At 66.9% G+C, this 13,421-nt stretch carries 11 protein-coding genes and 1 tRNA gene; 8 read left to right on the forward strand and 4 right to left on the reverse strand.

Annotated features, from left to right (window positions below; all coding sequences use genetic code 11):
* Positions 1 to 102: 102 nt before the first annotated feature.
* The 4 genes from LFT49_RS13435 to LFT49_RS13450 all read left to right on the forward strand — a co-directional run bounded on the left by LFT49_RS13435 (position 103) and on the right by LFT49_RS13450 (position 3,179).
* Positions 103 to 549: an FMN-binding protein gene (locus LFT49_RS13435; RefSeq protein ID WP_237428497.1), complete on the forward strand. Its 447-nt coding sequence runs from the start codon at positions 103 to 105 to the stop codon at positions 547 to 549.
* A 3-nt stretch (positions 550 to 552) separates the two neighbouring features.
* Positions 553 to 1,425, forward strand: coding sequence for an FAD:protein FMN transferase (locus LFT49_RS13440; protein WP_236798802.1), 873 nt, complete (start codon positions 553 to 555; stop codon positions 1,423 to 1,425).
* Positions 1,422 to 2,993, forward strand: a complete 1,572-nt coding sequence (locus LFT49_RS13445; protein ID WP_236798803.1) for a ferredoxin--NADP reductase — start codon at positions 1,422 to 1,424, stop codon at positions 2,991 to 2,993. Before LFT49_RS13440 ends, LFT49_RS13445 begins: the two co-directional genes overlap by 4 nt.
* A gap of 110 nt (positions 2,994 to 3,103) precedes the next feature.
* Positions 3,104 to 3,179 (forward strand) — tRNA-Arg (locus tag LFT49_RS13450).
* A 60-nt stretch (positions 3,180 to 3,239) separates the two neighbouring features.
* Here the strand turns inward: LFT49_RS13450 and LFT49_RS13455 are convergent.
* Positions 3,240 to 4,190 (reverse strand): cation diffusion facilitator family transporter, encoded by a 951-nt coding sequence (locus LFT49_RS13455; RefSeq protein ID WP_236798804.1) that lies wholly within the window; start codon positions 4,188 to 4,190, stop codon positions 3,240 to 3,242.
* A 126-nt stretch (positions 4,191 to 4,316) separates the two neighbouring features.
* Between LFT49_RS13455 and LFT49_RS13460 the strand changes: the two genes are divergently transcribed.
* The 4 genes from LFT49_RS13460 to LFT49_RS13475 all read left to right on the forward strand — a co-directional run bounded on the left by LFT49_RS13460 (position 4,317) and on the right by LFT49_RS13475 (position 10,840).
* Positions 4,317 to 5,369, forward strand: coding sequence for a M4 family metallopeptidase (locus tag LFT49_RS13460; RefSeq protein WP_236798806.1), 1,053 nt, complete (start codon positions 4,317 to 4,319; stop codon positions 5,367 to 5,369).
* Between the two features lie 59 nt (positions 5,370 to 5,428).
* Positions 5,429 to 5,779 carry a protealysin inhibitor emfourin gene (locus tag LFT49_RS13465; protein ID WP_236798807.1) on the forward strand — a complete coding sequence of 117 codons (351 nt, stop codon included), beginning with the start codon at positions 5,429 to 5,431 and terminating at the stop codon, positions 5,777 to 5,779.
* Positions 5,780 to 5,844: 65 nt separating this feature from the next.
* Complete coding sequence (gene hrpA / locus LFT49_RS13470; protein ID WP_237428498.1) at positions 5,845 to 9,834, forward strand: ATP-dependent RNA helicase HrpA; 3,990 nt, start codon at positions 5,845 to 5,847, stop codon at positions 9,832 to 9,834.
* Between the two features lie 22 nt (positions 9,835 to 9,856).
* Positions 9,857 to 10,840: a beta-ketoacyl-ACP synthase III gene (locus LFT49_RS13475; RefSeq protein WP_237428499.1), complete on the forward strand. Its 984-nt coding sequence runs from the start codon at positions 9,857 to 9,859 to the stop codon at positions 10,838 to 10,840.
* Between the two features lie 44 nt (positions 10,841 to 10,884).
* On the opposite strand, the gene LFT49_RS13480 is transcribed toward LFT49_RS13475, so the two are convergent.
* The 3 genes from LFT49_RS13480 to LFT49_RS13490 are packed head-to-tail and all read right to left on the reverse strand — an operon-like array spanning position 10,885 to position 13,396.
* Entirely contained in the window at positions 10,885 to 11,313 is a 429-nt protein-coding gene (locus LFT49_RS13480; RefSeq protein WP_236798814.1) for an HIT family protein, read from the reverse strand.
* Complete coding sequence (locus LFT49_RS13485) at positions 11,310 to 12,485, reverse strand: NAD(P)-dependent alcohol dehydrogenase (protein ID WP_236798815.1); 1,176 nt, start codon at positions 12,483 to 12,485, stop codon at positions 11,310 to 11,312. Before LFT49_RS13485 ends, LFT49_RS13480 begins: the two co-directional genes overlap by 4 nt.
* On the reverse strand, positions 12,482 to 13,396 hold the full coding sequence (locus tag LFT49_RS13490; protein ID WP_237428500.1) for a sulfurtransferase: 915 nt from the start codon (positions 13,394 to 13,396) through the stop codon (positions 12,482 to 12,484). The genes LFT49_RS13485 and LFT49_RS13490 overlap by 4 nt, the downstream gene beginning before the upstream one ends.
* Positions 13,397 to 13,421: the final 25 nt, after the last annotated feature.

The raw sequence follows: 13,421 nt of genomic DNA on the forward strand, positions 1-13,421 counted from the left end.
TGACTAGAGCATAGCCACTGCCGCACGGCATCGGTGATCCGGTACCGCCCCGAAAGTGAATCGAGAGCCTTCATGAGACCCTCCAGCCCTAAAAGCCCATCCATGCACGCAGTCCGCAACGGTCTTTTTGCCGGTATCGCCGGCTTGTCGCTGGCGGGAACCGTTGCCGGCTGCGCACCCTCGTCCGCCGACAGCACACCCGCCGACGCCCCGGCACCCACCCCAGGATCCTCCTCCCTGGCCGCCAGCGGGGCCGAGTACAAGGACGGCACCTACAACGCCGATGGAAACTACGTTTCGCCCAACGGCACCGAAACCGTGGGCGTCCAGCTGACCCTTGCCGCGGGAAAGGTCACGGACGTGCAGATCACCCAGCACCCGTCGAATCCGAACACGCGGAAGTTCCAGGGCCAGTTTGCCGGTGGCATTGCAGCCCAGGTGGTGGGTAAGAACATCGATGAACTGAACGTTTCCAAGGTTGCCGGTTCCTCGCTGACCAGCGGAGGCTTCAACCAGGCAGTGGAGAAGATCAAGTCCGAGGCGCAGTAGGCGGTGCCCGTGGCGGACTGGGAGGACTTCTCGTTTCAGGGGATCGGCACCGGCTGGGCAGTCAGCACTCCCCTGCCGTTGCCGGCGTCCGTTCGCAGGCGCCTGCTGGACAGGGTCGAAAAGTTCGACGCCGACTGGTCCCGTTTCCGCTCCGACTCGCTGGTCGGGGAACTGGCCAGGGAGCCGGGGCAGTATGAATTTCCCGGCGAGGCCGCCGCGCTCGGCGAGCTGTACGGCCGGCTCTATCGGCTTACCGGTGGGGCCATGACGCCGTTGATTGGCGGCAGCCTTGAGCGTCTGGGGTATGACGCAGCATATTCGCTCCTGCCCGCCGGCCCGCCCCTCCCGGCGCCAAAATGGGAGGCGGTCCTTCGCTGGTCCGGAACAGTCCTGACCGCCAGCACCCCTGTGGTACTGGACATCGGCGCCGCCGGCAAGGGACTGTTGGTGGACCTCCTGGCGGCGGAACTTGAGGCCACCGGAATGGGTGAGTTCCTCATCGATGCCAGCGGCGACCTCCTGGCCCGCGGCGCAGGACCCGTCAGCGTAGCGCTCGAACATCCCTACAACCCGGAGCAGGCGATCGGCATGATCCATCTGGACGGCCGGGCTCTTTGTGCTTCCGCCGCCAACCGCCGTGCCTGGGGCGACGGACTTCACCACGTGCTGGACGGAACCACCGGCCACCCGGTGCGCACCGCCGTCGCCACCTGGACGCTGGCAGACACCGCCCTGGTGGCTGACGCGCTCGCCACGGCGCTCTTCTTCGTGCCAGGGGCAACGCTGCAGGAAACCTTCGACTTCTCCTGGCTGACCGTCTTTTCCGACGGCAGCGCCGCCTATTCCGCCGGATTTGAAGGGGCGTTGTTTTCATGAACCCTGTGGAAGCACCCCAAGCCCGCCCTGCGCATTACCTGGCCGGGCGCGTGGAGACCGTCGTCGGCAGGTTCACCATGTACCGGCTTGTCCTGCTGGTCCTGTCGGCACTGGCCGCTTACAGCCTGCTGCTGAACGTGCTGGGCTGGCTGACGTTCGGCATCCCGGAAATGCTGGCGCACCTGGCATTGTGCCTGGCCCTGACCTATGCCTCCAACAGGGCCATGGCGGCGCTCTTCCGGGTCCGGCCCCACACGGAGTCGGCGCTTATCACCGGGTTGCTGCTCTACTTCCTGTTCTGGCCGTCCCTGCAGTCGATGGACCTGGCAGGAGTGGCGCTGGCCTGCATCCTGGCGTCCGCGTCCAAATACACCCTGGCGTGGCGTGGCCGGCACATCTTCAACCCAGCCGCCGCAGGTGCCTTCGCCACCGGACTCACTGGACTGAACATCGCCACGTGGTGGGCAGCGACGCCCGCCATGCTCTGGCTGCTGGTCCCCGGCGTGCTGCTGGTCCTGTACCGGACACGCAAGCTCCTGATGGCGTCGCTGTTTACGGCGGTGGCCACTGCCATCATCATGCTCGAGCTGCTTCGCGCCGGCATGACAGCGGGGATGGGCGCCTGGCAGGCCCTGGCCCAGCGGCCGGTGCTCTTCTTTGTGGGATTCATGCTCACCGAGCCCCTGACGCTGCCGCCACGGCGCTGGCAGCAGCTGGCGCTCGCAACACTGGTGGGCGTGCTCTTCGCGGTCCCCTGGAACCTGGGAATCTTTGCCAATTCACCGGAGGCAGCGCTGCTTGCGGGCAACCTGCTGGCCTTCCTGGCGGGCCAGCGCGGAGCCGTGAAACTCCGCTTCGCCGGCGCCCGCCCGCTGACGCCCGCCACCACCGAGTTCTCCTTCGAACCTGCCCGGCCGGTGCGCTTCCTTCCCGGGCAGTACATGGAGCTGGATCTTCCCCAGGCCAAGCCGGACGGAAAAGGACGACGCCGGGTCTTCAGCCTTGCGGGCGGCCCAGGCGGCCGCCTGGTGAAGTTTGGCGTGCGGACGGACGGGTCATTGTCTGCGGCGAAGGAGGCGCTGCTGGCGCTCCGGCCGGGCGATGAGGTGGCTGCCACGGCGGTGGGCGGGGACTTCGTCCTGCCACGCGATCCGCGCCGGCCCGTGCTTCTTGTCGCGGCGGGAATCGGAATTACACCGTTCATCTCGTATCTGGCCTCGGGTGCGCTGCAGGAACGGGACGCGGTGATCCTGGTGCTGGCCAGGAGCAATGAGGAGGTGGCCTACGCGGAGGAACTACGGAGTTCCGGAGTGCGCGTGCTGGTGCGGCTCGCAGACGGGTCCGTGCCGCCGTCGGGCCTGGCCCCTGCCGCCGGCAGCCTCTCTGGCGCCGGAAGCTTCGGTGCGGACGGCCGACTGGACGGAGCGGCCCTTGCCGCACTGGTACCCGATATTTCCCGGCGGGACGTTTACGTCTCCGGCTCCCCCGCAAGCGTGGCGGCACTCCGCCGTGCAGCCGGCCGTGCAGGCGCGCGCCGGGTGCGGACGGACTCCTTTTCGGGCTACTGAGCCCGCCTTTCCGGCCCTCCGGAGCCGGCGCCGGAGGCGGTTTTCCCTTGCAGGGCACCTTCCTGCTAAGCTCTAGGACGTCCCGCCGGGAACGGCAGGATATCCGGATTGCCCTCGTAGCTCAGGGGATAGAGCGTCTGCCTCCGGAGCAGAAGGTCGTAGGTTCGAATCCTATCGAGGGCACCAAAGAACCCCGCCGCTTCATTGAAGCGGCGGGGTTTCGTTTGTTGAGCGGGACGTGTGCCCTCAGAAACGCAGCGCTGCCTCGTCCATCGTGGCCAGGGTGAGCACAGCCTCCTCCACCGTTTCGTGGTCCTCCAGCTCGCGCTCGATCCGCCGCAGGACCACCGCAACCTCGTGCTCCGGGTGGTCCCCCTGGAGATCCACGGCCGCCACGAGGTACAGCTTGCGCGGGCCAACGAATTCCAGGTGCAGGTAGGTGAGCCGGGCGATGTCCTGGTGCTCCAGCACACGGCGGGCCATGGACCGTTCAATGTCGGGTGTGACGCCCTGCCCCACCAGGAAGCGCCTGTTGCGGTCGATCAGTACGACGGCGACGACGGCGAGCAGCACGCCGACGGCGATCGAACCGATCGCATCCGGCAGCGGTGATCCGGTGACCTGGTGCAGGAACACGCCCACGAAGGCCACGACGAGGCCGATCAGCGCCGCCGCATCCTCGGCGAAGACTGCCCTCAGGGTGGGATCTGAACTGATGAGGACCTGTTCAAGCGTGTGCCGTTCCAGCTCATGGGCCGCTTTCCGGGTCTGCCGGAAGGCCTGGGCGAACGAAATCCCTTCCAGGACGAAGGCCACGCCCAGGACCACGTAGGCCACCACGAAGTCCGATGCGGGTTCCGGCTCAAAAATCTGCTGGACGCCGTGCATGATCGACACCACCGCGCCGGCGGTGAACAGACCGAAAGCGGCGAACATCGACCAGACGTAGGCTTCCCGGCCGTAGCCCATGGGATGGCTCTTGTCCCGGGGGCGGGAAGACCGCCGCTCGGCAAAGAACAGGAAGACCTGGTTTCCGGTGTCTGCCCAGGAATGTGCAGCCTCCGCGGCCATCGAGGCGGAACCGGAGAGGACAGCCGCCACCGTCTTCGCCGCGGCCACGAGCGTGTTGGCCGCGAAGGCGACGATGACCGTCAGCAGCGTGGAGCCGGACTTGGCGGGGGTTTCGGTTTGAGCCATGCGCCTACCGTACCCACCGGAGCGCGCTGCAGCGCCCGGCAGGCCAATAAATTCCCTGAGGCGGGCCTGCCACTGATTGTCGGTGGCCCCTCATAGGCTGAAAACACCTAGCTGAGGGAGTACGCCATGCACGTTCAGTTCTGTTCCATCGTTCCGCCCTACCTGCTGCGGCGGCTCGCGCAGCAGGATGCGCCCGGATTCTCATCGGCGGCAAACGCTGCCAGGAACGCCTTGGGCCACGTCGAGTCGTTCCAGGCCGCCCGCGCACAGGCTGTGCCGGCACTCCCGCCCGGACTGCGCCAGGTAAAACCAGGTCCCGTCAGCCGCACCATTTATGATGCGGGCCGGGAGGAAACGCTCCCGGGCAGGCTTGTACGCGGCGAAGGCGGGCCCGCCACCGGCGATCCCGCCGCGGACGAAGCCTACGACGGGCTGGGGCACACGCACCGCCTTTATGCGGACGCCTTCGGACGGGATTCGGTTGACGGGCGCGGGCTGAAGCTGGACGCCACGGTGCACTTCGGCAAGCTGTACGACAACGCTTTCTGGAACGGCAGCCAGATGGTGTTCGGCGATGGTGACGGTGACGTCTTCCAACGCTTCACCAAGTCGCTGAGCGTCATTGGACACGAACTGGCGCACGGGGTAACCCAATACTCGGCCGGCCTTGCCTACCGGAACCAGGCAGGTGCCTTGAACGAATCGATGTCGGACGTCTTCGGCGCGCTCGTGGAGCAGTTCGTGAAAAACCAGTCAGCTGCGGAGGCAAGCTGGCTGATCGGCGAAGGCCTCTTCACCCACAAGGTCCAGGGCCTCGCCCTGCGGTCCATGAAAGCACCGGGGACCGCCTACGACGACGACGTGCTGGGCAAGGACCCGCAGCCCGATTCCATGGACTCCTATGTCCGGACCAGCGCAGACAACGGTGGAGTCCACATCAACTCCGGCATCCCCAACCGCGCCTTTTACCAGGTGGCGTCTGCCTTGGGCGGCTGTGCCTGGGAGGCGCCCGGCCGGATCTGGTACGAGACCCTGACCAATGGCTCATTGCCGGCCGCGGCAACCTTCACGGTTTTTGCCCGCGCCACAATGCGTGCCGCCGCCGACCTTTTCGGCGCCGCTTCGCGGGAGCATGACGCCGTAGGGGCCGCGTGGGAAACTGTAAAGGTCAAGGTTTAACCGCTGCCCTGGGGCCCGCTCGTGGCCGCGGGGCCAAATGGAAGCCCAGGGGCCAGGCCATGAAGATCAAGGTGGAGCGCACCGGCGGGATCGCGGCCATGACAAGGGTGTGGACGGTGGACGCCCAGACAGACCGCGACCTGAGCCAGTGGCAACCCATCGTGGAGGCCTGCCCGTGGGATGCGGTCCCCAGCACCCCGCGGGCCGCGGCCGCCGCCTTCGAGGCTCCGCAGCCGGACCGTTTCATTTACTCCATCACGGCAGGGCAGCGGAGGGCTGCCCTGCCTGAACAGGCCCTTACGGGCCCGTGGCGCATTTTGGTCGACACCGCACGGGCTGCCTCCGAGCAATCTGCCGGTGCGTTCCGTCCCGGGCAGGACGACGATGCGGACGCCGACGCCCAAAGCTGAAGGCTGCGCTGCAGGCGGAATTGGCATAAAGGGCCGTTGGTGGCGGCAGTAGACTGTCTGCAGCCATGACTTTTCATATCTCCTATCCCGCCGAGCTGCCGGTTTCCGAGCGCCGCGAGGACCTGATGGCCGCCATCGCCGCCAACCAGGTGACCATCATCGCCGGCGAGACCGGCTCCGGAAAAACGACCCAGATTCCCAAGATGTGCCTTGAGCTGGGTCTGGGTGAGAAGGGCCTCATCGGGCACACACAGCCCCGGCGGCTGGCAGCCCGGACGGTAGCCGAGCGCATCGCAGAGGAGCTCGGCGTCGAGATTGGCCAGGAGGTCGGCTTCCAGGTCCGGTTCACCGGTGAGGTCAGCAAGGCGACCAAGGTCAAGCTGATGACCGACGGCATCCTGCTCGCCGAGATCCAGCGGGACAGACTCCTGCGCAAGTACAGCACCATCATCATTGACGAGGCGCACGAACGCAGCCTCAACATCGACTTCATCCTGGGCTACCTCAAGCGGATCCTCCCGCAGCGCCCGGACCTGAAAGTCATCATCACCTCGGCCACCATCGACCCCGAACGGTTCGCCAACCACTTCGGCACCCCGGAAAATCCGGCACCCATCATCGAAGTCTCCGGCCGGACCTACCCCGTGGAGATCCGCTACCGTCCCCTCACGCAGCCGGCCGCGGACGATGAGGAGGCCTCCGACGATGAGCTCGAAGAGGACCGCGATCCCCTGGATGCCGTCTGCGACGCCGTGGATGAGCTGGCAGCGGAAGCGCCCGGGGACATCCTTGTGTTCTTCTCGGGTGAACGCGAGATCCGCGACGCCGCCGAGGCCCTGCAGTCCCGCATCCAGTCCAACCGGAGACTCGCCAACACCGAGATCCTCCCCCTGTTCGCCCGCCTGAGCCTGCAGGAGCAGCACAAGGTGTTCCACCCCGGCAGCAAGCGCAGGATCGTGCTGGCAACCAACGTGGCGGAAACATCCCTGACCGTTCCGGGCATCAAGTACGTCATCGATACCGGTACGGCGCGCATCTCCCGGTATTCGCACCGCACCAAGGTCCAGCGCCTGCCCATTGAGCGCGTCTCCCAGGCATCGGCCAACCAGCGTTCGGGCCGCTGCGGCCGCGTGTCGGACGGCATCGCCATCCGCTTGTACTCCGAGGAGGACTTCGAGTCCCGCCCCCGGTTCACGGACCCCGAAATCCTGCGGACCAACCTGGCAGCCGTCATCCTCCAGATGACGGCGATGGGCGTGGCGAAAGGCCCCAAGGATGTTGAGGAATTCCCCTTCGTCGAACCGCCGGAAACCCGGGCCATCAACGACGGCGTCACCCTCCTTCGCGAGCTCGGCGCCCTTGCTCCCCCACGCACGCAGGGCAAGGACGGCAGGGCGGAAGCAGCCGACGGCAGGGACGGAACCAAAGGCGGCGGGCTCACCGCCGTCGGGCAGAAACTCGCCCAACTGCCCGTTGATCCCCGCCTGGGCCGGATGATCGTGGAAGCCGGAAAACGGGGCTGCGTCCGGGAAGTCATGGTCCTGGCGGCGGCCCTCACCATCCAGGACCCGCGCGAACGTCCCACCGACAAGCAGCAGCTGGCTGCGGAAAAACACAACCGGTTCCGCGATGAGAATTCCGACTTCACCGGCTACCTCAACCTCTGGAACTACCTGCAGGAGAAGCAGCAGGAATTATCCTCATCAGCCTTCCGCAGGCTGTGCCGCGCCGAGTTCATCAACTACCTGCGCGTACGGGAATGGCAGGACCTCTTCACCCAGCTGCGCCAGCTCGCCCGGCCTCTGGGCATCACGCTGGACAACAAGCGCCTGGCCGACCCCGTAGGCAACCACGATGGCATCCACATCAGCCTGCTCTCCGGGCTCCTAAGCCACATCGGCATCCTGGATGAGCGCAAGCGCGAATACGCCGGCGCCCGGGGCAGCCGGTTCGCCATCTTCCCCGGTTCCGCATTGTTCAAAAAGTCCCCCACGTTCGTCATGGCCGCCGAGCTGGTGGAAACCAGCAGGTTGTGGGCCCGGGTGGCCGCAAAGTTCGATCCCCTGTGGGCCGAACAGGTGGCTCCGGACCTGGTCAAGCACAGCTACAGCGAACCGCACTGGTCCACCAAGCAGGGCGCCGTCATGGCCTACGAAAAGGTCACCCTTTACGGCGTTCCGATCATCGCGCAGCGGCGCATCAACTACGGCCGGGTGGATCCGGTGGTGGCCCGGGAACTGTTCATCAGGCATGCCTTGGTGGAGGGCGACTGGCGAACCCACCACAAGTTCTTCCACCGCAACCGCGCCCTCCTGCACGAGGTGGAGGAACTCGAGGCCCGCATGCGCCGCCGCGACCTGCTGGTGGATGACGAGACGTTGTTCGAGTTCTATGACGCCAGGATCGGACCCGACGTGGTCTCCGAGCGGCACTTCGACAAATGGTGGAAGGATGCCCGCAGGGACACCCCCGACCTCCTGGATTACGACAAATCGCTGCTCTTAAGCGACGACGCCGACGACCTGGACGAGTCGGCGTACCCGAAGACATGGCTGCACAAGGGCTTCGAGCTCCCGCTGACGTATGAATTCCATCCCGTGGCGCCGGGCTCTGCCCCCGATCCGTCCGACGGTGTCACGGCCGAAGTGCCGGTGCTGTTCCTGAACCAGCTCGACGACGCGCCGTTCCGGTGGCTGATTCCGGGCCAGCGCGTGGAGCTGGTGACAGCGCTCATCAAGTCACTGCCCAAGCAGGTCCGCAAGAACTTCGTCCCCGCCCCAGACGTCGCCCGGCAGGCGGTGGCCGTCCTCGAAACCGACTTCGATCCCGCCAAGGACGAGTTGGAACCGTCCCTGGAGCTTGCCCTGCGGCGGATCCGGGGCGCCATCATCCCGCCCGGCTCCTGGAACTGGGACGCCGTCCCGCCGCACCTGCGGGTGAGCTTCAAAGTGGTGGACAGCAAGGGCAAGGTCCTGGGCGAAGGCAAGGACCTTGCGGAACTGCAGGAACGGCTTGCACCGGCCACCCGCCGCGCCATCGCCGAATCGCTCGGTGCCACCCCGGCATCCACGGCGCCCGGCGCTGCCGGCACGTCCAAGCGGCGCAACGGGAAGGCGTCCGACGGCGGGCCGGCCACACGCCAGGAGGCCGCCCGGGTGCCGCAAGCCCCTGCCGCGGCTGGGTTTGTGGAGCAGGATGGCCTCACGGAGTGGACTGTCGGCACCATCGAGCGCCAGGTGAGCAGCATGGTCAAGGGCCACACCATCACCGGCTATCCGGCACTGGTGGACCAGCGGACCTCGGTGTCGCTGCGTGTGTTCCAGAGCGCGGAGGAACAGTCCGAGGCAATGCGCGGCGGCGTGATCCGGCTGCTGGCACTGCGCGTTCCGGCGCCTGACCGGTACGTCCTGGAGCACCTCAGCAACACCGAGAAGCTCACCTTCAGCCAAAACCCGCACGGTTCGGTGTCCGCCCTCATCGCAGACTGCGCGCTGGCGGCCATCGACAAGCTCACCCCTGTGGAACTTCCATGGAACCGCAAGGCCTTCGATGCGTTGTATGAGGTGGTGCGCGCGGAACTGATCGACACGGTCTTCTCGGTCACTGCCGTCGTCGAGCGGATCCTGTCCAGCACCCGGCGCATCGAAAAGCAACTCAAGGGAACCACCAGCCTGGCCCTGATCAGCGCACTGAACGACATCAAAAGCCAGCTCGAGCAGCTGGTGTATCCCGGCTTTGTAGCACGCACGGGCCACGCCCAGCTGAGCCAGCTGCCGCGCTACCTGGCCGCAATTGAGAAGCGGCTGGAACGCCTGCCCGGAAACGTCCAGCGGGATGCCCTCAATATGGCAGTGGTGCAGCGGCTCGAGGACGACTATGACGACGCTGTCTCGGCGCTGCTGCCGGGACGGGGTGCGGGCCAGGAGTTAACCCAGGTGCGCTGGATGATCGAGGAGCTTCGGGTGAGCCTGTTCGCCGTCGAGCTCGGCACGGCCTACTCCGTCTCCGAGAAACGTATCCGCGCCGTACTCAACAAGGCGCTGGCACCCGCCTAGCACTCCCCTACGAGAGGAACACATGAAGCTCACGCTTGCCCAAGGACCGGCAGGGACAGAGATCGCCGGGCTCGGCCACGCCCAGCCCGCGCGCATCATGGACAACCATGAGCTCGAAGGCATGATGGACACCAGCGACGAGTGGATCCGCCAGCGCACCGGCATCGTCACCAGGCATATCGCCGGTGAGGGTGAAACCGTGGTGGACCTCGCAATCCCCGCAGCCCGGATGGCCTTGGCCGATTCCGGGGTTGCGGCCACAGACATTGACCTCGTGGTGGTGGCCACCACCACAGCGGCCGAGCGATCCCCCAACACTGCCGGCCGCGTAGCCGAGGCACTTGGCCTGGGCGGTAACCGCCGGGGACCGGCGATCATGGATGTCAACACGGCGTGTTCGGGCTTCGAGTATGCCCTCGGCGTGGCGGACCAGGCGATCCGCAGCGGAAGCGCCTCGCACGCGATCGTAGTCGGCGCCGAGACCCTCTCGGCAGTTACCGACTGGACGGACCGCGCGACGGCCGTGCTCACCGCCGATGGCGCCGGGGCCGCCGTCGTACGCCCATCCGAAATGCCCCGGATTGGCCCGGTGGTCTGGGGTTCGGAGGGTGGCATGGCGGACGCCGTCCGCATCTCGCCTCCCTTGGGCAGGTTCTCCCAGAACGGGCGGGAAGTGCTGCGGTGGGCCCTCACCAAGGCACCGGAGCGCGCCCGTGAAATCGTGGCCCGCGCCGGGCTGGGACTGGACGACATCCAGGTCCTCGCAGCGCACCAGGCCAACCTGCGCATAATCGAGCCGCTGGCGGAAGCCCTGGGCCTGTCGGACCGCGTCGTCATCACCGACGTCACCGAGTCGGGGAACACGTCCGCTGCCAGCGTGCCGCTGGGACTGAGCAAATGGTGGCATTCCGGGAAGATCCCGGCGGACGTCCCCGCGCTGTTGTTCGGATTTGGCGGCGGCTTCACCTATGCGGGCATGGTGGCCATGACGCCACGCAGGGACTGACCCTTTCCCTGCCCGCCGCAGCAGCGGCGGGCAGGGAACAAAGGTTAGGACGCCGGAACGAACTCCCCGTAGCCGGCTGCGCGCAGCCCGTCACGCAGCTTCTCCGCGTTGGCGTCCAGGACCGCGGGATCCGGGTTCTGGTCCGCGGAGCCGAAGTCGAAGTCGGCCATGCTGCGCGAGGGCCACACGTGGACGTGCAGATGGTTGATTTCATAGCCGGCCACGATCAGGCCCGCACGCCGCGCACCGAAGATGTCCACCTGCACGGCGCCAATCCGCCGCGCCACTTCCATGACTTTGGCAAGGGTTTCCGGCCGGGCGTCCGTCCAGCGGTCCACTTCCTCGGTGGGAACCACCAGTGTATGGCCGTCGGCGAGCGGGCCCGTGGTCAGGAAAGCCGACACATCGTCCTCGCGCCATACGAACCGGCCGGGGATCTCGCCCTTCAGGATCTTCGTGAACAGCGTGCTCATGCGTTTGCCTCCTCGGCGGCTGGCTGCAGCGTGCTGGTATCCAGCACGAACCGGTACTTTACGTCTCCAGCGACCATCCGGTCGTAGGCCTCATTCAGCTGGCCGGCGGACACCATCTCGATATCGGCCACCACGCCGTGCTCCGCGCAGAAATCCAGCATCTCCTGGGTTTCGGCGATGCCGCCAATCAATGACCCGGCATACGCGATCCTGCGGCGGATGAGGGCGCCCGGGTTGACCGGCGGCATGGCTTCCGACGGCAGGCCAAGCTGGAACAGTGCGCCGTCCACGCGCAGGGTGCGGAAGAACGGGTTCAGGTCGTGCGGGGCGGCAACGGTGTCGATGATGAGGTCGATGGTGCGGTCCGCGGCAGCCATGGCGGCTTCGTCCCGGGAGAGGACAACTTCATCGGCCCCCAGTCCCAGGGCGGCGGCGACCTTCGACTCCGAGGTGGTGAACACCACCACCTTCGCGCCCATGGCCTTGGCGAGCTTGACGGCCATATGGCCCAGTCCGCCCAGGCCCACCACGCCCACCACGTCGCCTTCTTCGACGTCGAAGTGCCGCAGCGGGGAGAACGTCGTGACGCCCGCGCACAGCAGGGGCGCGACGGCGGCCGGGTCCAGTGAGTCCGGGACGCGCAGGACATAGCGGCGGTCCACCACGATCGACGAGGAATAGCCGCCCTGGGTGATGGCGTCCCCGTTCCTGCGGTCCTTTGCACCGTAGGTGCCTGTCATGCCGTTTTCGCAGTACTGCTCCAGGCCGTCCAGGCAGCTGTCGCACTCGCGGCAGGAGTCCACCATGCAGCCCACGCCTACCCTCTCACCAACCGCGAAGTCAGTGACGTCCGAGCCGATCCTGCTGACAGTTCCCACGATTTCGTGGCCTGGCACCAGCGGGTAGGTCTGGCCGCCCCACTCGCCGCGGGTGGCGTGCACGTCCGAGTGGCACAGCCCGCAGAATTCGATGGCGATTTCGACGTCGTCCGGTTTGGGTGCCCGGCGGGCCACTGTCAGCGGTACAAGGCCGCTGTCCCCGGACGCTGCACCGTAGGCTGCGGCGAGAGCACCGGCTTCCGTCGCTGGCACACTGCCAGGGGCGGGCGCATTTTCCGGGGCCGGGGTGATGGGTTTGGCAAGGGGCGGTGGTACAGGGCGTCCTGGTGTCATAGTGCGACGCTACCCCCGGCTCCTGCGGACTTTCCAGCCGGGGTTCCGGCGTCGCCGGGATCCGACCCGACGCCCCCTGGCTCCGCGCCGATCGCGACCGGCAGTTCCGGGCGGTTGGACCACTCGGAGAAAGAGCCTGGATACAACGCTGCCCGGAACCCGGCAACTTCCAGCGCAGCAACCTCATGGGCTGCCGTAACGCCTGAGCCACAATAAACCGCCACCGGCGTTCCGTCCTGGACCCCGAGGTCCGCAAACCTCCGCCGCAACTGCCCCGGCGGCAGGAAGCGTCCGGCGTTATCGACGTTGCCCGCGGTGGGGGCACTGACCGCCCCGGGGATATGGCCGGCGCGCGGGTCCACGGGCTCAACCTCGCCCCGGTATCTCTCCCCTGCCCTCGCATCGAGCAACAGTCCGCTGTGCGCCCAGCCGGCGGCAGCACCGGCGTCCAGCGCAGGCATGTGCCCGCTGCCCAACTCCACGTCGCCGGGGCTGGGCTGAACCGGGCCCGACTCGAGCGGAAGTCCGGCTGCCCGCCAGGCGGCCAGGCCGCCGTCGAGCAGGTAGACCGCTGCCAAGCCTGCGTCACGCAGCATCCACCACAGCCTCGCCGCCGCCATGTTGGCACTGTCATCGTAGGCAACCACCACGTCGCCGTTACGGATTCCCCAGCGCTGTGCCGACTCCTGGAACTGTTCCCGAGCCGGCAGCGGGTGCCGCCCGCGGTCCGGAACCGACGAATCAGAGAGTTCAGTGGCCAGATCTACGAAGACCGCGCCCGGCAGGTGTTCCGCGAGGTAGTGTTCATGGCCGTGCGGATCGCCCAGGGCCCAGCGCACGTCCAGTAGGACCGTCCGGTATCCGGCGGCAAGCCTTGCCTCAAGTTCCGGGACGTCGATCAACGGCTTCATTGCACTCCCTACGCCTTGTTTTGCC

It is taken from the genome of Arthrobacter sp. FW306-06-A, assembly GCF_021870055.1.
In the GTDB taxonomy this organism is placed as follows: domain Bacteria; phylum Actinomycetota; class Actinomycetes; order Actinomycetales; family Micrococcaceae; genus Arthrobacter.